The organism is Streptomyces tailanensis, from assembly GCF_008386495.1.
In the GTDB taxonomy this organism is placed as follows: Bacteria; Actinomycetota; Actinomycetes; order Streptomycetales; family Streptomycetaceae; genus Streptomyces; species Streptomyces tailanensis.
In genome coordinates this window covers 24,445-48,466 of the sequence record NZ_VTHJ01000030.1, presented here as the reverse complement: position 1 = coordinate 48,466, position 24,022 = coordinate 24,445, and the positions used below count along the sequence as shown (strand labels likewise).

At 69.1% G+C, this 24,022-nt stretch carries 27 protein-coding genes; 21 read left to right on the top strand and 6 right to left on the bottom strand.

Annotation, left to right across the window (positions count from 1 at the left end; genetic code table 11):
• Positions 1–126: 126 nt before the first annotated feature.
• Positions 127–1,878, top strand: coding sequence for a trypsin-like serine protease (locus tag F3T56_RS23910; RefSeq protein WP_149827431.1), 1,752 nt, complete (start codon positions 127–129; stop codon positions 1,876–1,878).
• A 207-nt stretch (positions 1,879–2,085) separates the two neighbouring features.
• Here the strand turns inward: F3T56_RS23910 and F3T56_RS23905 are convergent, their stop codons facing one another.
• Together F3T56_RS23905 and F3T56_RS23900 are read right to left on the bottom strand one after the other, a co-directional pair.
• Positions 2,086–3,108 carry a LacI family DNA-binding transcriptional regulator gene (locus F3T56_RS23905; protein ID WP_149827430.1) on the bottom strand — a complete coding sequence of 341 codons (1,023 nt, stop codon included), beginning with the start codon at positions 3,106–3,108 and terminating at the stop codon, positions 2,086–2,088.
• A 94-nt stretch (positions 3,109–3,202) separates the two neighbouring features.
• Positions 3,203–3,982 carry a winged helix-turn-helix transcriptional regulator gene (locus F3T56_RS23900; RefSeq protein ID WP_149827429.1) on the bottom strand — a complete coding sequence of 260 codons (780 nt, stop codon included), beginning with the start codon at positions 3,980–3,982 and terminating at the stop codon, positions 3,203–3,205.
• A gap of 180 nt (positions 3,983–4,162) precedes the next feature.
• Here F3T56_RS23900 and F3T56_RS23895 point away from each other — a divergent pair, with 180 nt between their 5' ends.
• From F3T56_RS23895 to F3T56_RS23855, 8 genes are all read left to right on the top strand, one after another.
• The gene (locus F3T56_RS23895; protein ID WP_149827428.1) at positions 4,163–5,050 is read left to right on the top strand and encodes an alpha/beta hydrolase; all 888 of its coding nucleotides are present in this window, start codon (positions 4,163–4,165) and stop codon (positions 5,048–5,050) included.
• A gap of 325 nt (positions 5,051–5,375) precedes the next feature.
• Positions 5,376–5,630, top strand: a complete 255-nt coding sequence (locus F3T56_RS23890; RefSeq protein ID WP_149827427.1) for a MoaD/ThiS family protein — start codon at positions 5,376–5,378, stop codon at positions 5,628–5,630.
• Between the two features lie 11 nt (positions 5,631–5,641).
• Positions 5,642–6,772, top strand: coding sequence for a hypothetical protein (locus F3T56_RS23885; RefSeq protein WP_149827426.1), 1,131 nt, complete (start codon positions 5,642–5,644; stop codon positions 6,770–6,772).
• Positions 6,773–7,085: 313 nt separating this feature from the next.
• Entirely contained in the window at positions 7,086–7,820 is a 735-nt protein-coding gene (locus tag F3T56_RS23880; RefSeq protein ID WP_149827425.1) for an LmeA family phospholipid-binding protein, read from the top strand.
• Positions 7,821–8,250: 430 nt separating this feature from the next.
• Positions 8,251–9,090, top strand: a complete 840-nt coding sequence (locus tag F3T56_RS23870) for a sulfurtransferase (RefSeq protein WP_149827424.1) — start codon at positions 8,251–8,253, stop codon at positions 9,088–9,090.
• A gap of 60 nt (positions 9,091–9,150) precedes the next feature.
• Positions 9,151–9,441, top strand: a complete 291-nt coding sequence (locus tag F3T56_RS23865) for a DUF1416 domain-containing protein (RefSeq protein ID WP_043502058.1) — start codon at positions 9,151–9,153, stop codon at positions 9,439–9,441.
• Positions 9,442–9,547: 106 nt separating this feature from the next.
• A complete protein-coding gene (locus F3T56_RS23860) occupies positions 9,548–9,808 on the top strand; it encodes a DUF3099 domain-containing protein (RefSeq protein ID WP_149827423.1) in 261 nt (86 codons plus the stop codon).
• Positions 9,809–9,818: 10 nt separating this feature from the next.
• Complete coding sequence (locus tag F3T56_RS23855; RefSeq protein ID WP_149827422.1) at positions 9,819–10,214, top strand: VOC family protein; 396 nt, start codon at positions 9,819–9,821, stop codon at positions 10,212–10,214.
• A gap of 16 nt (positions 10,215–10,230) precedes the next feature.
• On the opposite strand, the gene F3T56_RS23850 is transcribed toward F3T56_RS23855, so the two are convergent.
• On the bottom strand, positions 10,231–10,593 hold the full coding sequence (locus F3T56_RS23850; RefSeq protein WP_149827421.1) for a DsrE family protein: 363 nt from the start codon (positions 10,591–10,593) through the stop codon (positions 10,231–10,233).
• Positions 10,594–10,871: 278 nt separating this feature from the next.
• On the opposite strand from F3T56_RS23850, the gene F3T56_RS23840 reads away from it, so the two are divergent.
• The 6 genes from F3T56_RS23840 to ygfZ all read left to right on the top strand — a co-directional run bounded on the left by F3T56_RS23840 (position 10,872) and on the right by ygfZ (position 16,810).
• Entirely contained in the window at positions 10,872–11,447 is a 576-nt protein-coding gene (locus F3T56_RS23840; protein WP_149827420.1) for a heme-binding beta-barrel domain-containing protein, read from the top strand.
• An 868-nt stretch (positions 11,448–12,315) separates the two neighbouring features.
• The gene (locus F3T56_RS23830) at positions 12,316–12,981 is read left to right on the top strand and encodes a hypothetical protein (protein WP_149827419.1); all 666 of its coding nucleotides are present in this window, start codon (positions 12,316–12,318) and stop codon (positions 12,979–12,981) included.
• Between the two features lie 44 nt (positions 12,982–13,025).
• Complete coding sequence (locus F3T56_RS23825) at positions 13,026–14,690, top strand: N-6 DNA methylase (RefSeq protein ID WP_172639099.1); 1,665 nt, start codon at positions 13,026–13,028, stop codon at positions 14,688–14,690.
• Positions 14,687–15,349, top strand: a complete 663-nt coding sequence (locus F3T56_RS23820; RefSeq protein ID WP_172639098.1) for a restriction endonuclease subunit S — start codon at positions 14,687–14,689, stop codon at positions 15,347–15,349. The genes F3T56_RS23825 and F3T56_RS23820 overlap by 4 nt, the downstream gene beginning before the upstream one ends.
• Positions 15,350–15,378: 29 nt before the next feature.
• Positions 15,379–15,828, top strand: coding sequence for a Fur family transcriptional regulator (locus tag F3T56_RS23815; RefSeq protein ID WP_149827416.1), 450 nt, complete (start codon positions 15,379–15,381; stop codon positions 15,826–15,828).
• Between the two features lie 10 nt (positions 15,829–15,838).
• Positions 15,839–16,810: a CAF17-like 4Fe-4S cluster assembly/insertion protein YgfZ gene (gene ygfZ / locus F3T56_RS23810; protein WP_149827415.1), complete on the top strand. Its 972-nt coding sequence runs from the start codon at positions 15,839–15,841 to the stop codon at positions 16,808–16,810.
• 30 nt (positions 16,811–16,840) lie between these two features.
• Here ygfZ and dtd read toward each other — a convergent pair whose 3' ends face one another.
• On the bottom strand, positions 16,841–17,266 hold the full coding sequence (dtd, locus tag F3T56_RS23805; RefSeq protein WP_149827477.1) for a D-aminoacyl-tRNA deacylase: 426 nt from the start codon (positions 17,264–17,266) through the stop codon (positions 16,841–16,843).
• 217 nt (positions 17,267–17,483) lie between these two features.
• Between dtd and F3T56_RS23800 the strand changes: the two genes are divergently transcribed.
• The 3 genes from F3T56_RS23800 to F3T56_RS23790 all read left to right on the top strand — a co-directional run bounded on the left by F3T56_RS23800 (position 17,484) and on the right by F3T56_RS23790 (position 20,806).
• Complete coding sequence (locus tag F3T56_RS23800) at positions 17,484–18,137, top strand: RsiG family protein (RefSeq protein ID WP_149827414.1); 654 nt, start codon at positions 17,484–17,486, stop codon at positions 18,135–18,137.
• Positions 18,138–18,223: 86 nt separating this feature from the next.
• On the top strand, positions 18,224–19,525 hold the full coding sequence (locus tag F3T56_RS23795) for a GNAT family N-acetyltransferase (RefSeq protein ID WP_149827413.1): 1,302 nt from the start codon (positions 18,224–18,226) through the stop codon (positions 19,523–19,525).
• 363 nt (positions 19,526–19,888) lie between these two features.
• Entirely contained in the window at positions 19,889–20,806 is a 918-nt protein-coding gene (locus tag F3T56_RS23790; protein ID WP_172639097.1) for a winged helix-turn-helix domain-containing protein, read from the top strand.
• A 39-nt stretch (positions 20,807–20,845) separates the two neighbouring features.
• Here the strand turns inward: F3T56_RS23790 and F3T56_RS23785 are convergent, their stop codons facing one another.
• Positions 20,846–21,034, bottom strand: coding sequence for a hypothetical protein (locus F3T56_RS23785; protein ID WP_149827411.1), 189 nt, complete (start codon positions 21,032–21,034; stop codon positions 20,846–20,848).
• 203 nt (positions 21,035–21,237) lie between these two features.
• On the opposite strand from F3T56_RS23785, the gene F3T56_RS23780 reads away from it, so the two are divergent.
• Both F3T56_RS23780 and F3T56_RS23775 read left to right on the top strand, forming a co-directional pair.
• A complete protein-coding gene (locus tag F3T56_RS23780; protein WP_149827410.1) occupies positions 21,238–22,128 on the top strand; it encodes a FadR/GntR family transcriptional regulator in 891 nt (296 codons plus the stop codon).
• Between the two features lie 29 nt (positions 22,129–22,157).
• Entirely contained in the window at positions 22,158–22,862 is a 705-nt protein-coding gene (locus F3T56_RS23775) for an HAD family hydrolase (RefSeq protein WP_149827409.1), read from the top strand.
• Between the two features lie 48 nt (positions 22,863–22,910).
• On the opposite strand, the gene F3T56_RS23770 is transcribed toward F3T56_RS23775, so the two are convergent.
• Complete coding sequence (locus F3T56_RS23770; RefSeq protein ID WP_149827408.1) at positions 22,911–23,189, bottom strand: hypothetical protein; 279 nt, start codon at positions 23,187–23,189, stop codon at positions 22,911–22,913.
• Here F3T56_RS23770 and F3T56_RS23765 point away from each other — a divergent pair.
• A complete protein-coding gene (locus tag F3T56_RS23765) occupies positions 23,145–23,855 on the top strand; it encodes a winged helix-turn-helix domain-containing protein (protein ID WP_281291888.1) in 711 nt (236 codons plus the stop codon). The genes F3T56_RS23770 and F3T56_RS23765 overlap by 45 nt on opposite strands.
• The last annotated feature ends 167 nt before the right edge of the window (positions 23,856–24,022 follow it).

Sequence of the window (24,022 nt, the reverse complement as noted above, 5' to 3'; positions counted from 1 at the left end):
CGTACGGGGCCTACGATCACCGCGCCGGAGGGGGGCTCCGCGGTACAACCCGTGTTCGTCGGGGTGGTCGGCGTCGTACGCCCTTCTCGGGCCTCCTACGTCATCCACGCACCCCAGGAGCCCTGAGTGATACGTGCCCTCAAGGCACTTCCCGCCGCCACGCTCGCGCTCGCGCTGAGCGGTGTCGGCGTACTCGCGGCGCAGCCCGCGACGGCGGCCGACGAGCCGACCCAGCCCACCGTCACCCTCGACCAGCCCGCCGCGCCCAAGGCCTCCGCCGAGGAACTCCGCGAACGCGTGACCAAGGCGGCGAAGGACCAGGCGAGCCAGACCACGGACGAGTCCACCGAATCCGACGAGGGCTCCGCCGACGCCCCGACCCGCTCCTCCTACATCATCGGCGGCAGCGAGACGACGATCTCCTCCGCCCCCTGGATGGTCCAGCTCGCGTACTACGACCCCGCCACCGAGGAGGGCTACTTCTGCGGTGGCACGCTCGTCGCCCCGAACAAGGTCCTCACCGCCGCCCACTGCACCGTGGGCCTGGACTGGGTCGCGAACGGTGCCGTCCTGGCCGGCGCGACGGGCCTGTACGACGACACCACCGGCACGGTCGCGGGCGTCCTGCGGAAGTGGGAGCACCCGAAGTACGACGACGACACCATCAGGAACGACGTCGCCGTCCTCACCCTGGACCGCCCGCTGGACCAGAAGTGGCTGCCGCTGGCCGCGTCCAACGACAGCGCGCTCTACACAGCCGGCACCAAGGGCACGGTGTACGGCTGGGGCGTGACCTCCTCCGGCGGCGAGCTGGCCGCGAACCTGAAGAAGGCCACGCTGCCTCTGGTCAAGGACGCGACCTGCGACAGCGCCATGAAGTCGATCCTCGGCACGGACTACTTCGCCGAGGGCTCCATGGTCTGCGCCGGCACGCCGGCCTCCGGCGGCAACGACGGTACGACCAGCACCTGCAACGGTGACTCCGGCGGCCCTCTGGTCGTCGGCGGCAAGGTTGTCGGCATCGTCTCCTGGGGCGTCTCGGGCTGTGTCGCCAAGGGCGCCTACCCCGTGTTCACCAAGGTCTCCTCGTACACCTGGGCCGCCCAGCCGCGCATCGACGACACGGACCTGACGTACGACGGCCGCGCCGACCTCCTCGCCCGCACGCCCTCCGGGGGCCTCTTCCTGCAGGCGAGCAAGGGCACGTCGCTGGCGACCCGGGACTACCAGGGCAACGGCTGGCAGAACGCGAGCTGGGGCATGCAGGCCGACCTGGACCGGGACTTCTACCAGGACCTGATCATCCGGGACAAGAACGACGGCAAGCTGTACCGCAGCTACATGAGCCACTCCACCTGGGAGTGGACCTGGATGCAGATCAGCTCCGTCTGGGGTGGCTACAAGTCCTACGCCATCCCCGGCGACATGACGGGCGACGCCCGCCCCGACCTCCTCGCTCTCGACTCCTCGGGCTCGGTCTACCTCTACCCGGGCAAGGGCAACGGCCAGTTCAACAGCAAGATCAAGGTCGTCTCCGGTGCCTGGAAGGGCGCCAAACTCCTCGGCCGCGGCGACCTCTCCGGCGACGGCAAGCCCGACCTCCTGGTCCGCGCCTCCGACGCCACGCTCTACCTCTACCGGGGCACCGGCAAGGCATCGTCCCCTTGGTCGCCGCGCATCAAGGCCCGCACGGGCTGGAAGTTCACGTCCTACGTCACGAACGGCGACGTAACGGGCGACGCCATCGCCGACGTCATGACCCGCGACTCCGGCGGCACCCTCTGGCTCTACCCGGGCACGAACAAGGCGTCGACGTCCCTGTTCGGCAGCAGAATCAAGCTGGGCACGGGTTACAACCAGTACAACGCGCTGTTCTAGGACCACCGATCACAGCAAGGCCCGCACCCCGACTTCTCGGGGCGCGGGCCTTGTCGCGCTTGAGGAGCGAGGGCAACCCCATGCTCTTAAGGGGCGCGGGGCGGTATCAGTGTGCGGCTCCGCCGCGTGGGCGCGACAAGCCACAACGCACCCGCGGCCGAAAACGAACCCAAGCCCCTACGGCGCCCTACTCGCAGCCGCTGGAAGCTACTCGCACCCGCAAGACCGCCGCGCGACCAGCTTCGACGGAAACAGCTTCACCCGCTCGCTCCGCGACCCCGCCACCCGAAGCCCGTCATCCAGCACCAGATCCACCGCGGCCCGAGCCATCCCCGTACGGTCCGTCGCGACAGTCGTCAGCGGCGGATCCGTCAGCGCCGCCTCCTTCACGTCGTCGAACCCGGCCACCGCCAACTCCGACGGCACCTCGATACGAAGCTCACGCGCGGCCCGCAGCACACCGATGGCCTGGTCGTCGGTGGAACAGAAGATCGCCGGCGGACGATCCGGCCCGGAGAGCAGCTCCAGCGCCACGTTGTACGCGTCGTACCGGTTGTACGGCGCCTGGAACAGGCGCCCCTCCGTGGAGATCCCGGCCTCGTCCATCGCCCGACGCCATCCCTCGACGTGGTCGGAGACGGGGTCACCGACCAGCGGCGTCTCGGCGATGCCACCCATACAGGCCACATACGCGTGCCCGTGCGACAGCAGATGCCGCACCGCCAGCCGCGCGCCGCCCAGGTCGTCGGTCACCACGGCGACGTCGTCGATCGCCTCGGGCCGCTCGTGCATCAGCACGACCCGGGCGTCCCACGCCTCTATCTCGGCGGCAGCGTTGTCATTGAGCGCGTGGCTGACGAGGATCAGCCCGGAGACCCGCATACCGAGGAACGCCCGCAGATAGTGGACCTCACGCTCGGCGACGTAGTCGGAGTTCCCGACGAGGACCATCTTGCCGCGCTCGGCGGCCGCCTGTTCGACCGCGTGCGCCATCTCGCCGAAGAACGGCTGACGCGCGTCCGGGACGATCAGACCTATGAGCTCGGTACGCCGTGACGCCATGGCCTGGGCGACCCGGTCGGGCCGGTACCCCAGTTCCTTGATGGCGGCGAGGACACGCTCGCGCGTGGCCGGGGCGACCGGCCGGGGTCCGTTGTTGATGACATAGCTGACGACGGCGGTGGAAGTACCCGCAAGTCGCGCCACATCATCCCGAGTCACCTTGGCCACGCGCGGAGTCTACGCGGATGGACCGCCGCTGGGCAGGGCGTACGGGGCGTCCCTGTGGGTTACCCGTGCGTACGCCGCCCGGCGGCGGCGCCGGTCACGCGTCGGCCGCGACCTCGGCGGTGTCCAGCGCCGCCGTCTCGTCCGCATCCTCCGGCTTTGCGGACCCCGCCTTGGCCTTCGTGTCGTCGCCCGAGCGGTCCGCCTTCTCCGGCGTAACGAATCGATAACCCACGTTCCGGACGGTCCCGATCAGCGACTCGTGCTCGGGTCCGAGCTTGGCCCGCAGCCGCCGTACGTGGACGTCGACCGTGCGCGTGCCACCGAAGTAGTCGTACCCCCAGACCTCCTGGAGGAGCTGCGCGCGGGTGAAGACCCGGCCGGGGTGCTGGGCCAGGTACTTCAGGAGCTCGAACTCCTTGAAGGTGAGGTCGAGGACCCGGCCCTTCAGCTTCGCGCTGTACGTCGCCTCGTCGACCGAGAGGTCGCCGTTGCGGATCTCCATGGGGGAGTCGTCGTTGACGATCTGCTGCCGGCCCATGGCCAGCCGCAGCCGCGCCTCGACCTCGGCAGGGCCCGCGGTGTCCAGCAGTACGTCGTCGATGCCCCAGTCGGCGGTGACGGCGGCGAGCCCGCCCTCCGTGACGACGAGGATGAGAGGACAGCCGGGGCCGGTCGAGCGCAGAAGCTGGCACAGGCTGCGGACCTGCGGGAGGTCACGGCGGCCGTCGATGAGGATGACGTCGGCACCCGGGGTGTCGACGAGGGCGGGGCCTTCCGCCGGAGCCACGCGCACGTTGTGCAGCAGCAGGCCGAGGGCCGGCAGCACCTCCGTCGACGGCTGGAGGGCATTGGTCAGGAGCAGCAGAGAACTCATACGTCTGGTTCCTCCTCGGTCCCTGCGAGGACGTGTGCGGTACGGAACTACTCTGCGATCCCGGGGCCCCGTACACCTGCGGTCACCTGCTGTTTCCCGCTTCGTATACAACGCTTCCGAAAGCACAAAAGGACCCGGGGGCTACGTTGCCCGAGTCCTCTGTCGAGCAGAATAGCCCACATGAGTGCTGGTCCGGCAGGGCATGTGACGCGATCTTTCGACATTCCGAACTCCGAGACGGCCGATCGAACCTCTTCCCGCCCGTACCGGAGCCGTTTGCGAAGGTTTCTGACCACTGACGACGGGGTGAATATCGAGGCCGCATACGACCCGGGGGCGGTTGTATACGACGGCTCCCATGACCGTTCCGCCGACACCGGGAGTCCATCCGCAGGCCATCTCGCGGTCGTCGTCGCACATGGGTTCACGGGTGACGTGGACCGCCCGCACGTCCGGCGGGTGGCCGGGACGCTCGCCCGGTACGGGGCCGTCGTGACGTTCTCCTTCCGCGGTCACGGCAGATCGGGCGGCCACTCGACGGTCGGCGACCGGGAGGTGCTCGACGTGGCGGCGGCGGTGCGCTGGGCCCGGGAACTCGGGCACGCGCGCGTGGCCACGGTCGGGTTCTCGATGGGCGGCTCGGTGGTGCTGCGGCACGCGGCGCTGCCCGACGGAGCCGACGCGGTGGTTTCGGTGAGTGCCCCCGCCCGCTGGTACTACCGGGGCACGGCCCCCATGCGCCGCGTCCACTGGCTCGTCACCCGCCCCGCCGGCCGCCTCGTGGGCCGCTACGGCTTCCGCACCCGTATCCACCACCGCGACTGGAACCCGGTGCCCCTGTCGCCGGTGGAGTCGGTCCCCCTGATCGCCCCGACCCCCCTCCTCATCGTCCACGGCGACCGCGACGGCTACTTCCCGGTCGACCACCCCGAGATGCTGGCGGACGCCGCCGGCGAGAACGGGGAGCTGTGGCTGGAGCGCGGGATGGGGCACGCGGAGAACGCGGCGGGGGAGGAACTGCTGGAGCGGATGGGGGAGTGGCTGGTGAAGGCGGCCGCGCCCCGATAGCCGGGGTCGCGCCCCGTAAAGAGGCGCGGGGCTGCAATCGCCGGGTCCCCCGTAGCGTCTCTGACTGGCTCAGTGACCCTGAGCGTTGCGTAAGGTGTGAGCCAATCGCCCTCGTGCCCTGGTGCTTACGGACGAACCGTCAGCCCGCGTGGCACGTCCCTCCGGACGCTGGTCGGCCCAGCCTGCACAGCTATAGGACCGAGGAGGGTGCCCGACGTCGCCTGGGCGCCGGGCGTGCGTATGACAGTCTGTCACAGGGGCACCACGGATCGCTAATCCGATTGGTGAGCCTGATGCCCGTCACGACTAATCCAGAGGAACGCAGATGCCAAAGGGCACCGTCCGCTACTGGGCCGCCGCCAGATCCGCAGCCGGCGTCGCCGAGGAGCCGTACGACGCGACCACTCTCGCCGAGGCCCTCGCCGCAGCCCGCGAGCGCCACCCCGGCGACCTCGTCCGCGTACTGCTCCGATGCTCGTTCCTCGTCGACGGAAACCCCGTGGGCCTCCGTGAACATGAGACGGTACGTCTGGCCGAGGGCGGCACGGTCGAGGTGCTCCCGCCGTTCGCAGGAGGGTGACCCCCAACATCATGAGCAACCAGCCGTACGGGTACGACGCCCACCAGCAGCCGCAGCCGGCCCAGCCGCACTGGCAGGGGTATGACGAGAGCCAGGCCGCCCACGCCCAGCAGTACGCCCAGCAGTGGGAGGGCCAGACCTGGGACACCCAGGTGCAGCCGCAGGCGCCGGTCGCGGCGAACGTGACGGAGACGGCGTACTTGCCGCCGCAGGCGGACGGGTACGGCGGGCAGGCCGGGCAGCACGGCCAGTACGCGGCCCAGGTCCAGCCGCAGCCCCAGCCGCAGGCGCACCCGCACCCAAACCCGCAGGTCCGGTCGCAGGCCGACCCCGTCTCCCAGCCCGAGCCCGGCTACGGTCCCCCGACCCTCACCGGCAACGCCCGGGTCACCGACGCCCAGCGCGCCCGTGCCGAGGGCCGGTCCCCGATCATCGAGCCGGGGATGCAGCCGGCGCTGATCACGGCCGTACTGGGCCTGCTGCTGGCGGGCGCGGCGGCGATCGGGGAGTACGCGCTGGCCGTACCCCTGGTGATCCTGCAGGCCGTGACGGCGGCGGGCTGGTTCCGGCTGAACGGTATGTGGCCGGCCCGGCAGGGCATCGTGCTGGCCTTCGCGGGCGCGCTCGCGGCGGACGTGGCGCTCTTCGCGGCCGGCCGGGAACACGCGCCCGCCGCGATCCTCGGGACGCTCGGGGTGTGGGTGCTGCTCGGCATCGTGCTCGGGCTGCGCAGCCACGCGGATCCGGATGAGCGGATGTACGGCCTGATGGCGACGGTCGCCTCGGCGGCGCTGTCGATCATCGCGGCCGGGTATCTGGCGGCCGTGGCGGACGCGGTGGCGGTGGGCGGGGTCGCGGTGGCCGTGGCGGTGCTGGCCCGTGCGCTGCCGCTGCCGACGCCGGTCTCGGTGGTCGTCTCGCCGCTGGCGGCGACGGGGGCGGGGATCGCCGTGGGCGGTGCGACGGAACTGGGCACGTCGGGTGCGCTGCTGGGCGGCGCGGCTGCCCTGTGCGCCCTGATCGGCCACCGAGTCGCCTCGTACGACTACCCGTCCCGCTTCGTGCACTTCACGGCGGGGGTGGCCTTGCCGCTGACTGCGGCGGCTCCGGCGGTGTATTTGCTGGGCCGCGCGCTCGCCTGAGAGCTCGGGGAGTGCGGTTTGTGTGGCGGCTGCGGGTGATTCGTGGCTGGTCGCGCCCACGCGGCGGAGCCGCACATCGACAGAGCCCCGCGCCCCTGAAGACCTGCGGGCGCCCCCTGGCTTTTAGGGGGCGCGGGGAACTGCGCGACCAGCCCCCACCCATCCGCACGGACAAACGCACCGCAGACACCCCATGCCCTGTCACAGATGATCAACAAGGCTCACAAACGCACCTCACCCCCGCACCCCCGCGATTACCCTCGCGGGGAACGGACCGACCGGCCGAGTCGCACAACGTGGGGAACACCGAGACATGCGCGCACTGCGAACACTTGTCATCGTCGCCGTGATCCTGGGCGGCCTCTTCGTGATCGCGGACCGTGTCGCCGTCGGCTTCGCCGAGGACGAGGCGGCGGCGCAGCTGAAGAGCAGCGAGGGCCTGGCCGACACGCCGGACGTGTCGATCAACGGCTTCCCGTTCCTCACCCAGGTCGCGAGCGGCGAGCTGGACGACGTCGAGGTCGGCATCGCGGACTACGAGGCCCCCACGGGCAACGCCGACGAGAGCATCCGTATCGCCGACCTGAAGGCGAACATGCGCGGCGTCGCGTTCTCCTCCGACTACAGCTCCGCCACCGCCGCCAGCGCCACCGGCACCGCGACCATCGCGTACGACGAACTCCTCAAGGCCGCCAAGTCCGAGCCCACGGACGTCGCCCCCGGCACCACCGCCCGCGTCGTGGGCCTCTCCGACGGCGGCAACGGCAAGACCAAGGTCGCGATCGAGCTCGACATCCCGATCCTCGGCAAGAAGACCTTCTCCGTCCTCAGCACGGTGAGCGTCAAGGACGACACCGTCGAGGTGCGCGCCGACTCCCTGCCCGACCTCGGCGGCGCCGACCTCGCCGAGAACGCCGTCCGCTCGATCACCGACTTCCAGCAGGCCATCGACGACCTCCCCGGCGGCATCAAGCTCGACAAGGTCGAGGCGGCGTCGGACGGCGTGGAGATCACGGTGAAGGGTTCGAACGTCTCGCTGGTCGGGTAGGACCACGCCGGACCGGTTCAGCTTCAGCGGAGCCGCGGCGTCCGAAAGGCGAGACGCCGCCGTCCGTACCGTAGATGCCGTAGATGTGATGACGGCTACACAGGCCCCGGCGCCCCCGGGATCAGGCCCCGGCGCCCTTCCCTGTCTCGCATATCGGACGATCGTGTCTCATAATTCGACACACCGGTGACACGCCCGCCCCTCCCTCCCTACGATCGACAGTCATGAAGCGACAGGCGGATCTCACGAAGCGGCGGGCAGTCGACCTGTGCCGCGTCGCCGCCATGCTCTGTCGCACTTTCTGAGCGGCGGTTCCCGCTGCCGCGTTCCCTTGCGCCTGCGCCCTGTCCAGCCAGGGCCCATCCCTTGCGCGCCCCCGGCCCAAACCGCCGGAGGCAACCCGCCGCAACTGCCCCGGAGGAGAAAGAGCATGAGCCGCAGCGACGTCCTCGTCGACGCCGACTGGGTCGAGGCCAACCTCGACAACCCGAACATCGCGATCGTCGAGGTGGACGAGGACACGACCGCCTACGAGAAGAACCACATCAAGAACGCGATCCGGATCGACTGGACGAAGGACCTCCAGGACCCGGTACGCCGTGACTTCATCGACCAGACCGGCTTCGAGAAGCTCCTGTCGGAGAAGGGCATCGCCAACGACACCCTCGTCGTCCTCTACGGCGGCAACAACAACTGGTTCGCGTCGTACGCCTACTGGTACTTCAAGCTGTACGGCCACGAGAGCGTCAAGCTCCTCGACGGCGGCCGCAAGAAGTGGGAGCTGGACGCCCGCGAGCTGGTCTCCGAGGTTCCGGCCCGCCCCACGACCGAGTACAAGGCCAAGCCGCAGAACACCGCGATCCGCGCCTTCCGCGACGACGTCGTCGCCGCGATCGGCTCGCAGAACCTGGTCGACGTCCGCTCGCCCGACGAGTTCTCCGGCAAGCTGCTCGCCCCGGCCCACCTGCCGCAGGAGCAGTCGCAGCGTCCGGGCCACGTCCCGAGCGCCCGCAACATCCCGTGGTCGAAGAACGCCAACGACGACGGCACCTTCAAGTCGGACGACCAGCTCAAGGAGCTCTACGCCGAGGAGCAGGTCGACCTGGCGAAGGACACCATCGCCTACTGCCGTATCGGTGAGCGCTCCGCGCTGACCTGGTTCGTCCTGCACGAGCTGCTCGGCGTGGAGAACGTCAAGAACTACGACGGCTCCTGGACCGAGTACGGCTCCCTGGTCGGCGTCCCGATCGAGCTCGGGGCCAACAAGTAAGCACCCAAGCAACCCATCCGACCGGCCTTCCCTCCGGTCAGACCCCTTCTGGAGAAAGACATGTGTGGAGCGAAGGCCGGCGGCCCCGATGCCTCGACGATCAAGCCCGGTGAGACCACGATCCAGGGTCAGGTGACCCGCGACGGCGAGCCGGTGACGGGCTACGTCCGTCTGCTGGACTCGACCGGCGAGTTCACGGCGGAGGTCCCCACCTCCGCGACGGGCCAGTTCCGCTTCTACGCGGCCGAGGGCACCTGGACCGTCCGCGCGCTCGTCCCCGGCGGCACCGCCGACCGTACGGTCGTCGTCGCCGAGAAGGGCGCGCTCGCCGAGGTCGCGATCGCGGTCTGAGCGCTCGTAGCGTTCGCAGCATTCGTATGCAGTGGCCGAAGGGCCGCACCTCCCGGTGACCCGGGAGGTGCGGCCCTTCGGCGTGCCCGCGTCCTACGCTGGAGGTATGTACGCCCGCCGGCGCCACGCCTACTTCGTCATGATGGGCACGTGTCTCGCGCTGTTCGTCCTGGCCTGGGGTGTCGTACGCCTCTGGTCGGTCCCGGTCGCGGTCGGCATGTGCGTGGTCGCGATGGTCATCCCGCCGCTCGCCGCCGTCGTCGCCAACCGCCGGGGCCCCGACGACCGCTGGTGGGACGACCCCTCCGGCGACCCCAAGTCCGACGAGTGGTGGGACGAACTGGACGGCAAGAAGCGGCGGCGGTAGGAACGTACGCATGTCGCCTACGCGCCTGTCCACCGTGGTCCTCGACGCACACGACGCCCATGGCCTCGCCGCCTTCTACCGACGCCTGCTCGGCTACGAGGTCCGCCGCGAGGAACCCGGCTGGGTGCTCCTCGGCCCGCCGCCCGGCACCGAGGGCACGTCCCTCGCCTTCGAGACCGAACCCGAGTACGCGCCGCCCGTCTGGCCCACCCGCACGCCGGGTGATCAGCAGATGATGCTGCACCTCGACATCGAGGTCGACGACTTCGCCGCCCTGGAGACCGAGACCGCGCGGGCCGTGGCGGAGGGGGCGCGGCTCGCCGAGTACCAGCCTCAGGACGACGTACGGGTGCTCTTCGATCCGTCCGGGCACCCGTTCTGCCTCTGGGCAGACGCCTCTCACTAGGCAGGTGTCCGGTGTCTCAGTAGACGAGGGCCTGGGTGTCGTCCGCCAGGGACTCCTGTACGAAGACCTGCGCCCCGGCGATCCGTACGCCCTTGAGGACGTCGTCCTCGGTGATGTCGCGGCGGGCGGCGCACTGCGTGCACAGGGTGAGGCGGCCGCCGGCCAGGATCGAGTCGATCAGGTCGGGGAGCGGTGCCGCGTGCGGAAGCTCGAACTCGGCGGCCCGGCCTGGCAGCGCGAACCACGCGGACTCGCCGGTCAGCCAGACGGAGACGTCGACACCGCTGGCCACGGCGACCGCGGCCACCGTGAAGGCCTGGGAGCAGCGTTCGGGAGCGTCGGCCCCCGCCGTCACCTTGATCACGAGCTTCTTCGCCATGCCCGAATGGTAGTCCCGCAGAACCGACTGCTTGGCTGAGCGGAACGCGGAGCCTGGCGGAACGCCCCCGGCCCCAGCCGCGTAAGCTGGGGTCCGGCCTTGTGTAGTACCGACCCTCCGCTCATCCGAGGAGCACCCCGTGGAGATCTTCTTCGAAGCCCTGCTGGTCCTGGTCTGCGTCGGCGTGCTCGCCTTCACCGGCCTGGCCGTGAAGAAGCTGTACCAGGGCCAGCGCTGATCCCCGCCACCCATCGACGTACGAGACTTCTGAGCTGCTCATGATCGAGATCCCGTCCGACCTGCACAAGGACCTCGTCCCCCTCGCCTTCCTGCTCGGCAGCTGGGCGGGCGCGGGTGTCCACGACTTCCCCGGCGCCGAGAAGTGCAACTTCGGCCAGGAGGTCACCTTCTCCCACGACGGCCGGGACTTCCTGGAGTACCGCTCCCACACCTGGGTGCTGGACAAGGACGGCAACAAGCGTCGCCCGCTGGAGACCGAGTCCGGCTTCTGGCGCGTCGACGCCGACCGCAAGGTCGAGATCGTCATGACCCGTGACGACGGCGTCGTCGAGGTCTGGTACGGCGAGCTGGCCAAGCAGAAGCCCCAGATCGACCTGGTCACCGACGCCGTCGCGCGTACGGCGGCCTCCGGGCCCTACAGCGGCGGCAAGCGGCTTTACGGCTACGTGAACAGCGACCTGATGTGGGTCGGCGAGAAGGCCACGCCCGAGGTCGAGCTGCGCCCCTACATGTCCGCCCACCTGAAGAAGGTCGTCACCCCCGAGGACGTCGAGCGCTGGGCCAAGGCCCTCCCGGACGACATGCCGGACGACGGCATCGCCTTCTTCAAGTAGGCCCGGTGAGCCTTGCTCACCCGTTCCGGACGATGCTGCAGACGTAGACGCACTCGTGACGGGGGATCGTGAGGAACTGGATGAAGCCGCGCCCGCTGAAGATGGGGAAGTTCCCGTCCGCCGGGCTTCCCTCCCGGCCTGCTGCCCGCGGTCTCGGCATCGCGGCCGAGGGCGGCGAGTTCGGTGGCGATGCGCTCCACCTCGGCCCTCTGTCTCCGCGTCGGCGTGGATCGTCCGGATGCCCGCCACGGCTTGCGCCGGGTCTTCTACGCCGACGCTGATCACTTCCTACAAGTGACGCAGACGCGCGGCGCGGGAAGGGCGGCGCTGGATCGCCACGAACATGCCCCAGGTGGGGACGAAGGTGCGTAGGGGCAGCGAGAGAGTGGGTCTGCTGAGCGTTGGTCGTCGCTTCGACGAGGTCCTGTACGAACGCTGGCGCACGGCTCGGCGTCAGCCTCTCGACCGCCGTACGCAGCGCCTCGGGGTGAGGAGAGGCATGGGGATCAGAGGCTCGGGGAGTGGCTGCGTGGGGCGCCAGTTATTAGTGGTCGTTATCAGTGGTCATTATTAGCGCCTTGCCGCTTGTTAATGCCGATCGACGCTTAACAGTTTCACCAGTATTGCAGTGCGCTTGCAGTCTGCCAGGGTTGTGGCTAGAGTGACAGATGTCTTCGTGGGGCGGGCTCCACAGCGTCACGAACGCGCGGAGCCCCGACCGCAACTTGACTGCGGTCGGGGCTCCGGAGGCCGTGCTCTGGGCGGCATGCATGCAGAGGCGAACCCAGAACGTTCGTCGTTGACCTTAGCACGACGCATCCGCAGTTGCATCACCGTGTAGTGACGATCACCAAATGGAGGGGGAACCATGACCAGTCGCCTGCCCGCGTGGATGCTGACGACCTTGTCCCTGCCGCGACTGCGGCGCTACATCCGGGCCGCTCGGGGTGATGCCCGCACGGCATCGCGGCTGTACTGGTGGAACGTCGAGGTCTCGGCCGCACTGTTTGGGCCCTTGCACTGTCTGGAACTGGCTCTGCGCAACGCCCTGCACGAAACGCTCGCACGCCATCACGGCAGGCCGGACTGGTGGACGGTCGCGCCGCTGAGCGAGCGGGGGGTGAAGCTGGTCGACGACGCGCACCGCTCCTGCCGACGGCGTCTGTCAAGGACGACCGCGGACGACGTGGTCGCGGAGCTGTCGTTCGGCTTCTGGGTCTCGCTGCTCAGCCACGCGTCGGGCTACGACCGGAGCTTCTGGGTGCCCGCGCTGCACCAGGCGTTCCCGCACTACCGAGGGCGTCGTCGCGACCTCTACGACGGCCTGTCCTCCCTGGTTCTGCTGCGGAACCGCATCATGCACCACGAGCCGGTCCACCATCGCGACCTCGCCGCCGACCATGCCAAGATCTACCGTGTGCTCGGCTACCTCAACCCCGAGTTGGCCAAGGAGGCGCAGGCCATGGACAGGTTCCCGGCCGTCCTCGCCGACCGGGGCGATGTCCTTCGCGGCACCCGGCCGCCCCAGTTCTGATGGACCGGCTCCATGTCCATCGAGGCCCGAACCCGGGAGACACCGTGACCGATCACGCCAAAAGGCCGGGCGCCGACGGCAGTACAACCGTCGACGTCGACACCGTTGAGTTCGCCGGCCGACTCGTCTCCCGGTCCGACATCGCCCGGTTCGCCGGAGTGAAGCGCCCCGCCGTCAGTAACTGGCAGCGACGGTATCCGGACTACCCCGCTCCGGCGAGCGCGGAACCGGAGTTGTTCATGGCCGGCGAGGTGCTGGCCTGGCTGTCCTCGCGGACCATCCCCGTGAACGCTCTGCTCCCTGGTGAACCGACCGGCATCACCTACGGTGACCGCTTCCGGGCAGGGCTGACCGGGGGCAGGGCCGGAGGGCTGCTGGCCGCGGTCAGAGAACTCACTGGGCCTGGGGCGGAGCGTATGCGCGGGTCCGTGCCGCTGCGGCTCTACCTCGACTGGCTGCTGTACCTCGTCTTCTGCGCCATCGTGGAGGCGGACGGAGGGGAAGCGGGTCGGCGCGGGTGGATACAGACCGAACGTGACGTCGACCTCCCGGAACAGAAGTACCCCGGTGGCCTCCCGGCCGCTCTCCAGGACCGGCTCGAGCGCAACCCTCCCCGTTCCGCCGAGGAGAGCCGCCGGGCCTTCGATCTTGTCCTCGCCCTGCTGCGCGATGCCGACGCCCACGAGGGGGGCGACTTCCTCACGCCGCCGTCCGTCGCCCGGGTCATGGCGGGCGCCCTCGCCGCGGTCGCACCCGCCGGGGCCGTACCGCTCGACCCGTACTGCCGTACCGGAGAACTGCTGACCGCGTACCTGGACGCCACGGCCGGAGAGGGGAGGAGCGGACGGGGACCGCGTGAGGTGCGTGGCCGGGTTCTCCACGATCGCGCGCTGCGGATCGCGCGGATGAACGTCCGGGTACACGGCGCGTATGGCGGCGAGCTGGCCGAGGGGCCGGTCACCCCCGCTCTCTCCCCGTTCAGTGACCCGGAGGCGAGCTGTGAGGTGGTGATCACCAACCCGCCCTTCGGGGGCAGGGTCCCGGACGACGTGTCTCCTCGTTACTGGCTGTACGGCCAGGCCCGGCGTACCGAGTTCGACTGGCTCCAGTACGTCGTCTCCCGTCTGGCTCCTGACGGACGGGCCGCGGTGCTGATGCCGGCCGGGGCCTCCTTCAACGCCGGTGCCTCCCACACGGTGCGGTCGGGGCTGGTCGAAGCCGGGGCCGTCGAGGGCGTGATCGAGCTTCCCGGCGGGCTGTTCACACTCACCGGCGTCAAGACGCAGATTTGGTTCCTGCGTGCCCCCGGTTCGCAGGGGGCGGTGGACCGCGAAGTGCTGTTCGTGGCGGGCGCGCACCTCGGACATCAGCTCGCCCGGACCCAATGGGCTCTGTCCGACGACGACATCGCCCGGCTGGTGGGGGAGTACGTGTCCTGGTATCAGGCCGGTGTGGCAGGGCGCTCCTTCGAGGGCACCCCGGGCCTGAGCCGGGCCGTGCCGATGTCGGAGATCGTGGAGCACGGCCACGATCTGGATCCCTCGCGGTATGTCCGACTGCCCGGCCCGACCTCGGTCGCCCCAGCGGCCGGCCCCGCCGAGATCCGGGACCGGCTGGCGAGACTGGCCGAGGAGATCGCGACCCTGCACGCTCGGGCGGATGCGGCCGAGGCCGAAGCGGCCCGATGGCTCGGGAGGTACGGACTGTGACGACGACCGAGGGGGCCAAGGGTTCTGTGCCACCGACCGGCTGGTCGAGTCGCCCGCTGGGGGAGCTGTGGGCCTCCATCCAGGCAGGGCCGGGCCAACGTACCGAGGACAAGGGCCTCACCCAGGCGGACGGCGGCGTCCCCGTCGTCCTGCCGCGTGATTTGCGGGGTCGGCGCATCGTCACCGAGGAGGCCCCGGCCGTACCAGCGATCCCGTGGGACCGGGCGCGGACTCTGGCGAAGTACGAACTGGCCGAGGGGGACATCCTCATCACCCGCACCGGTACCGTGGGCCGTTGCGCACTGGTCACCGGGGAGCACGCGGGCTGGCTGTTCCACCCCAACCTGGTACGGCTCAGATTGTCCGGGACGGGACCGGTTGGGGCCGCGTATCTCGCGGCCTATCTGAGCGCGACTACGGCACAGGACTGGATCAGGACACGGACGGCCGGGGCGGTCATCCCGTCACTGAGCATCCGCACCCTGGGTGAGCTGCCCGTCCTCGTGCCGCCGGTCGCCGAGCAGGCGGCGATCGGTGCCACGCTCGCTGCCCTCGACGACAAGATCCAGGCGTATGCCGAGATCACTCGCGCGACTCGTGCGTACCGCAGCGTGCTCGCTGACGCCTTGATGAACGGTGTCCTGTCATCCGAGCCATGACTGCGCGCTCCCCGCCCTAGACTGGGCGTGTGGTGAGCACCGACTGGAAGAGCGACCTCAGGCAGCGCGGGTACCGGTTGACCCCGCAGCGCCAACTTGTCCTCGAAGCCGTGGACAGCCTTGAGCACGCGACCCCCGACGACATCCTCGTGGAAGTGAGGAAGACGGCGTCGGGGGTCAACATTTCCACGGTTTACCGGACCTTGGAGCTCTTGGAGGAGCTGGGCCTGGTCAGCCACGCCCACCTGGGGCACGGGGCGCCGACGTACCACCTTGCCGACCGGCACCACCACATCCACCTGGTCTGCCGTGACTGCGAGAACGTCATCGAGGCGGACGTGGACGTGGCAGCGGCGTTCACGGCCAAGCTGCGCGGCACCTTCGGCTTCGACACCGACCTGAAGCACTTCGCGATCTTCGGGCGGTGCAAGGACTGCACGCTCAAGGCAACCACCAAGGCTTCAACTACCGAGTCGTAGGCTTATGCGTATGAAGAGCCCACTGTTGTCCCTGCCCGGCGCGGTCCCCGCGGAAGGGGTGGACGAAAGTGTCGCCGCCCACTACGGCGACCTGTTCCGCGAACAGCGTGCCCTCGCCGACGGCATCGGATTCGTCGACCTCTCCCACCGGGGTGTCATCACCGTGTCCGGCGAGGACCGGCTCAGCTGGCTGCATCTGCTGCTCACCCAGCACGTCAGCGAACTCCCTCCCGGGCAGGCCACCGAGGCGCTGATCCTCTCCGCCAACGGGCACATCGAGCACGCGCTGTATCTCGTCGACGACGGCTCGACGGTCTGGGCCCATGTCGAGCCGGGCACGGACACGCGGGAGGCGTTGCTCGCGTACCTGGAGTCGATGAAGTTCTTCTACCGGGTGGAGGTGGCCGACCGGACGGACGACTTCGCGGTCGTGCATCTTCCGGCCGGTTCGATCGCCGAGGCTCCGGAGGGCGTCGTCGTACGCGAGACGCCGTACGGCCGTGATCTGTTCCTTCCGCGCGCCGACCTGGAGTCGTACGCCGAGAAGTCCGGTCCGGCGGCAGGGCTGTTGGCGTACGAGGCGCTGCGTGTCGAGCACCACCGGCCCCGGCTCGGCTTCGAGACCGATCACCGGACCATCCCGCACGAGCTGGGCTGGATCGGCAGCGCGGTCCATCTCCAGAAGGGCTGCTACCGGGGCCAGGAGACCGTCGCCCGGGTCCAGAACCTCGGCAAGCCTCCGCGGCGGCTCGTCTTCCTCCACCTCGACGGCAGCGAGGTCCATCTTCCGCCGCGCGGTGCGGAGATCCGGCTCGCGGACGACGGCCCGGAAGGCCGCAAGATCGGCTTCATCACCACGTCCGTACGCCACCACGAACTGGGCCCGGTCGCCCTGGCCCTGATCAAGCGCAACGTGCCGGTGGACGCACGCCTGCTGGCCGACACGACGGCGGCGGCGCAGGAAGTGGTCGTAGAGCCGTAGGTGTTGCCGGATGACCCAGCCGCGGGTGCCCTATACCTCCAGCAGCACCGTGAACGGGCCGTCGTTCGTCAGTGACACCCGCATCTGGGCGCCGAAGCGGCCGGTGGCGACCGTTGCGCCGAGGGAGCGCAGTTGGGCGACGACCTCGTCGACCAGCGGTTCGGCCACGTCGCCCGGGGCCGCCGCGTTCCAGGTGGGGCGGCGGCCCTTGCGGACGTCGCCGTAGAGGGTGAACTGGCTGATCACGAGCAGGTGCGCGTCGATGTCGCTGCATGACTTCTCGTCGTGCAGCATCCGTACGGACCACAGCTTGCGGGCGAGCTGCGCCGCCTTCTCCTTGGTGTCGTCGTGGGTCACCCCGACCAGGACGCACAAGCCCTCGCCCTCGATCTCCCCGACCGTCTCACCGTTCACGACGACGCTCGCACCGTCGACCCTCTGCACCACCGCACGCATGCCCACCATGATGCCGCCGCCGTCCATCGGCCGTACGCAAGGGGGTCCCCCTTACGGGGGGTTCGTGATCAACGACGTTTGAGGAGTGCTTTGCCCGGTCTTCCTCATTGATCCATTACCGCCCATCTGGGGGTGGCTCGCGGTGACTCGGTCACATGGCGGCCACGGGGAGTGGCACCATGCTCACACACACCGGTCGAGGGGACGGTTGAGGCGTATGAGCACATCGAGTACCGGGCAGCCCCCGGACACTGCCACGTTTACCCGTACGAGCCCGGGGTCCGGGCCCGCACCCGGACCCGGTGTCTGCCGGCCGCCGGCCCAGCGCACGGACAGCGGCCCGCTGCTGCCGCCCGACCAGCCCGAGCGCGAGCTGTCCCGGCTGCGGCTGCCCGAGCTGCGCGTACTGCGCCGGGACGCCCAGCGGGACGAGGCCGACCTCAGCTATGTGCGGCGGCTGCTCCAGGGGCGTATCGACATCCTGCGGGCCGAGCTGGCGCGCAGGGGTGGGGCGGCGGAGCCGGCGGAGTCGGCGGGCGGGCGGGCGTCCGCGCTGGTCGACCTGCTTCCGGAGATCCTCACCGACGCCCCGGCCCGCCAGCGTTCGTCGGCCCGGCACGTCACCGTGGGTACCCCGCACGGGGAGGAGTACCGCCTGCTGGCCGCCGAGATGCTCGCCGAGGTTGAACTGTCCGACCTCGCCGCCCGCACCGACGACGAACTCGGCGCCGGTCTGAACCGCCTCGTCCGCTACGAGCGGCAGGTCTCCGGCCGCCGCCGACGGCTCCAGCGCACGGCCGACGACTGCAGCGCCGAGATCGCCCGCCGGTACCGCGAGGGCGAGGCCCAGGTGGACGATCTGCTTACGTGAGGGGTTTCCGGGCTGACGGCGGACGGCCGTCGTCAGCCCGGAAAAAGGGCGCGACACCCTGGGTCTCGTCGCCCTAGCGTGATGCCATGAGCCCCGCACTGGACGCCCAGCACGCCGCCGCACACGCCTCCGCACACGCCTCCGCACAGGACATCGACGTACGTGCCATCACCGAAGAGGAGATTCCGGTCTGGCTCCGTGCGCTGGACGTCGGGTTCCTGCGCGCCCCGCAGTCCCTCTCCGAGGAAGAGCTCAAGGACCGCTCGTCCCACATCGTCCCGTCCCGTGCGCTGGGCGCCTTCGACGGGGATCGTTGCGTGGGGACGTTCCGTTCCTTCGCCCAGGAGCTGACCGCGGTCGGCGGCCGGACCGTACCCGCCGACGCCATCTCGAACGTCACCGTCACCGCCACCCACCGCCGCCGGGGCATCCTCAGCCGGATGATGGCCACGGACCTCACGGCCGCGAAGGAACGCGGTGACGTCGTCGCCACCCTGATCGCCGCCGAGTACCCGATCTACGGCCGCTATGGCTTCGGCCCCGCCACCTGGTCCACCGAGTGGACCATCGACGTACCCCGCACCGGCCTCGACCGGCGATGGTCCGGCCCGGCGGACGGCGGCCGCATCGACCTCGTCGACGCCGCGGACGTACGCAAACTCGGACCCGAACTCCACGAGCGGCTCCGCCGTGCCCAGCCCGGCGCGGTCAGCCGTGACGAGCGCTGGTGGCGGATCAACACCGGTGATCTGCGGCTCGGTTCGGGATGGACCGAGCCGTTCTACGCGGTGTACCGCTCGGCGGCCGGCGAGGTCGACGGGATCGTCTCGTACGAGTGCGACGACAACTGGCATGACAAGCAGCCGCACGACACGGCCGACGTCAACTGGCTGATCACGACGACCCCGGCCGCCGAGCGCGCCCTGTGGCAGTACCTCTGCTCGATCGACTGGATCACCAAGGTCAAGTCGGGGTGGAGGGCTCCCGACGACCTCCTTCCGCTCTTCCTTCCCGACCCGCGCGGCGCCCGGATCACCGCCCAGGCCGACTGGATGTGGGTGCGGATCCTGGATGTCGTACGGGCGCTGGAGGCTCGGTCGTACACGGGTACGGGGACCCTTGTCCTTGATGTCGTCGACCGGGACGGGTTGGCCGGTGGGCGTTACCGGCTGGACGCCGGGCCGGACGGCGCGAGTTGTGTGCCGACGAGCGAGGGCGCCGACCTCGTCCTGGAGGCGGCGGATCTGGCGGTGCTGTGGCTGGGCGACGAGTCGGCTGTGCGGCTCGCCGCGCTCGGCCGGGTGCGGGAACAGCGGAAGGGCGCCGCCTCTGTCGCCGACGCCCTGCTGCGGACGTCCAGGCGCCCTTGGTGCCCGGACATCTTCTGATTCTGAGAGTTGTTCTGGGAGTTGTTCTGGGAGTTCTTCTGGGACCTTTCCTTGATCGTGTGCGGGTATCCGTAGCTGTTCGGTTGTGTCATCCGTAGCTATTCAGTTGTGGTTGTGGCTGCGCATTCAGTTGTGGCTGAACCATTCAGTTGTGACTGTGCGGACCGGTCGAACTCCCGGCTCCCCTCCGGAAGGGAGGTCGATCGGTCAGTCTGTGTGGCAGTTGCCAGAGTCACCAACCATCCGAAAGTTTGACCATGTCGGAAAAGTTGGCGACCAACTCCACCTTACTTATGTCCGCTTGGAGTCATCTCATAACCACCTTCCCATGAACTGCCCAAAGATGGCGCGAAGTTGTAGTGTTTGTTCGTGGAGCGGGAACGCACGGCCGTCGATGGACGGAAGTCGTCACAGCGGCCCCAGAGGTCACATCACGAGGTGGCCGACGTGTTGCGCAGCCGGATCCGGTCCGGCGAGCTGCGACCGGGGCAACGCATGCCCACCCAGGCGAAGTTGGCGGACGAGTTCGGGGTGGAGCGGGGGGCCGTACGCCAGGCGCTGCGCATCCTGCAGTCGGAGCACCTGCTCACCAACGTTTCCAAGGGAAGCCCGGCCACGGTGGCCTCACGCCTGGTAAAGCCCTCGGCCGGCGGGCCCGGGTTGGCGCCGCGGCCCACGATGGTGGAGCTCGGACCCCGCGTATCCAGCGCCTTCGCGGCCCCTCATGTGGAGATCGACGCCCTCTGTCTGACGTCCGTGTCCCTCACGCTCGCCGTGGGTGAGCCGTTGCGGGAGATTCACGCGGGGCGCATAAAACCGGCCAGGGTCGATGTCCGGGTGCTGCTGCCCAGCCGCGACATCGCGCTCGCCTTCCCGACGCCGGTCGACGCCTCGCTCGACGGCCGGCTGCAGCGCCGCTGGCTGGCCCAGCGCAACGCCCAGGGGCAGGTCCTGCAGCACAACCTGCTGGCGTTACGGTCCACGCACGGCATCGACGTCCACGTCAGTTTCCGTGCGCTGCCCTTCACGCCGCCGGTGAAGCTGTACCTCCTGAACGGCTCGGAGGCGCTCTTCGCGTACTACACCGTGCAGCGGAAGGAGGCGGAAGTGGGCAGTGAGCAGCTGGAGATGTACGACGCCGAGGGCACCCAGTCCATGCTGTTCGCCTTCGAGCAGGGCGCGACCTCGGCCTTGCGGGACACGACGTTCGTGGAACAGTCGCACCTCTGGTTCAACGCGCTGTGGGAGACCATCAGCTCGGAGCTGCTGCTCACGAGCTGATGACACCGATGACGCTGATGGCCATGACGCTGATGGCGGTCACAGGGCGGGGCCGGCGAACACCAGAGCGAGGACGACCGCGCCGATGGAGCTGCAGGTGTGGTTCCTGGCCTTCAGCCCGATCGTGAGGAACAGCAGGCCGATGATTCCCATCGTGCCGTACTGCCACTCGACGAACCGCTGGAAGGCGACGACCGCGAGCGCGGAGAGAAGAGCGATGACGGGCATGGTGGTACCTCCTTCGGTCTGGCCGTGCTTGTGCCGGATGCACTTGCTGGTTGCCGCTACTTGCCAACGATCCGCGAGAGGAGGATGGACTTCCGCCAACTTCGCCAAGTTGGCAACCAACTCAGTTTAAGTTGTTCCCACTTGGTCGATACTCATAACCACCTTCCTTGGAACTCCCCAAAGATGGACACGAGTTGTAGCGTTTGGTCGTGACCCAGGAGAACGTTGCAGTGAACGGCAGCAGAAGGCTCTCGTCCCAGGAGATCGCCGACACCCTGCGGGACCGCATCCGCAGTGGTGACCTCGGCCCCGGCGAACGCCTGCCCACCCAGGCCGAACTGGCGGAGGAGTTCGGCGTGGAGCGCGGCACGGTGCGTCAGGCCCTGCGTGCCCTGCAGGACGACGGGTTGCTGAGCAATGTGAGCAAGGGGAGCCCGCCCAGGGTCGCCGAGACCACCCCCACCACGAGCCACGATCCCCAGCCGACGATGGTGGGCCTCGCCCCGCGCCTGGCCGACGCCTTCTCCGCGCCGCATGTGCGCGTCGACGCGGCCTGCCTCACCGCCGAGACCCTGATGATGGCCCTCGGTGAACCGGTCCGCCTCATCCACGAGGGAACGATCCGCCCGGAGTCCATCGACGTCCGCATCCTCCTCCCCTCCCGGAAGATCAACCTGGCCTTCCCGGTCCCGGTGGAGGCCCGGGGCGAGGACGACGAGGAGGACCCCGTCCACAAGCGCTGGCTCGAGCAGCGCAACGCCCAGGTCCGCGTCCTGCGCCACAACCTTGAGGCCCTGCGTACCTCCCACGGCCTCGACGTCCGCGTGACCTTCCGCGCCCTCCCCTTCACCCCGCCGGTCAAGCTCTACCTCCTCAACGGCCGGGAGGCCCTGATCGCCTACTACATGCTCATGAAGCGCGAGGAGCAGATGGACGGCGGCACCCTGGAGATGTACGACGCCTTCGGCACCCAGTCCCTCCTCTTCTCCTTCGAGAAGGAGACCGGTCAACGCGACGCCGCCTTCGTCGAGCAGTCCCAGCAATGGTTCGACGCCCTCTGGGAAACAATCACCACGGACCTGACACTCTCCTAGTGACTCCTGATACAGCGCAGACTGAACCGGTGACAGCAGACACAGAGACCCTGCGAACCCTGATCACCCCCGTCCGCTACGTGCTCTGGGACCTGGACGGCCCGATCTGTCGGTTGTTCGCGGGGCATCCCGCGCATGAGGTGGCGATAGCGCTACGGCAGTTGATCGAGAAGCGGGGGCTGGGTGGGCTGCTGGAGGAGAAGGAACGCACGACAGGAGACCCCCAGGTGGTGCTGCGCAATCTCGGCAGTCGGCATCCGAGCAGCGATCTGATAGCAGACTTGGAGGAGTGGCTCACCCAGCAAGAGCTGACGGCCGCGGCCAAGGCGTATCCGACCAAGTACGCCGACCCGCTCATCAGGACATGGTCGAGGCGCGCCCGCTTCGCCGTCACGACCAACAACTCGGCGCGGGCCGCGGCACGTTACATCGAGACCCGAGGCCTGACCGACTGCTTCCCGTACATCTACGGCCGCACGCAGAACCTCGACCTGATGAAGCCCGACCCCTACATCCTGCGCCAGGCCCTCAGCGCGATGGGCGCCGACCCCAAGCTCTCCCTGATGATCGGTGACGCGTCGACGGACTTCGAGGCGGCCCAGAAAGCCGGCGTCCACTTCCTGGGCTACGCGCGTAACGAGAGAAAGCTCAACGAACTGCTCGAAGCGGGTGTCGAGCTGCAGCACATCGTGAACGACCTGGAGCCAGTGCTGCACGTGGTCAGGGCACCGTAGTCAGTCCGGCGAGTGACGCCAGAGCTTCCGAGCGCCGACGGTAATCGCTCAGGCCTGGGCCATCAGCAGCAGGAAGAAAAGCACTGCCAGGACCAGCCAGAAGGTGCTCACCCGCGGCTTTGGTTCGGTCGCCTCCTCCGTCTGCGGCGGCGGGTCCGACTTCGCCGGGCATGCCTGCTTGCTGTTCCGGTCGGCCAGTTGCCGGAACTGCCGGTAGGTGAAGGCGCCCACACCGAGCAGAGTGCCGAGGCCGTACGGCGACTTGAGCCCCGGGTCCAACCTGTGGATGAGAGTCCTGCTGTCGAAGAGGGTGGCCGAGCGTTTCACCGGGTCCGGAGCGGCCTGTATCGCCGTATGACCGAAGGTACGTACGCGGTCGGGAGCGTCCTGCCGCCGCAGAGGGACCTGGCGAAGGAGTTCGGCGTCTCCTGGCACACCGTGCAGCGCGTCCTCAGGGACCTGGCCGTCGAAGGGTGGATCGAATCCCGCAAAGGCAGTGGGTCGCGGGTGCTGCGGGGGCAGACCGTACAGAGCGGTGCGCGCCGGGAGGGTGCGCGAGGGCCCGTGACGCTGGGCCCTCTCGTCAGCGCCGCCTTCGAGGCTCCGAAGGTCGCCCTGGATGTCTTCACGCTGACGTCCGAGTCCATCGACATCCACGTACGCGCCCAGGAGGAACGTATCCGGGCGGGAGACATCAAGCCGACGGCCATCTCCATCCGTATGCTGCTTCCCGCGGACGACGTGGAACTGCCCTACCCGTATGTCAGGTCGAACAGGGACGACCCACGGCCGAGGCGGCGTCTGAGGCGCGTCCCGGTGAAACGGCACATGGCCCTGGACGACGGAGAGGTAGTGGAGGTCGTCGACGTCCTGGGTATGGGATCGACCTTGACTCACAGCGTCATGGATGACGACCCGCACTCCAACGATTCGGTCACCGTGGGTGCCTGGAAGTCGTGGTTCGAGGCGACCTGGGAGCTTCTCGGCGAGTGATGCGGTAACGGCGCGCACACCGCTGCGTTATATCTGCTGCACACCTGTCGCACGTGGGGGACATCTCGTGCAGCCATCCCCCGGAAGGCCGTGCTTCTGCTACCTCAAGGGGCGCGTGGGGCTAGTGTGTGCATCACTTTTCTTGACGGGTCCCCTATTTCTCGGGG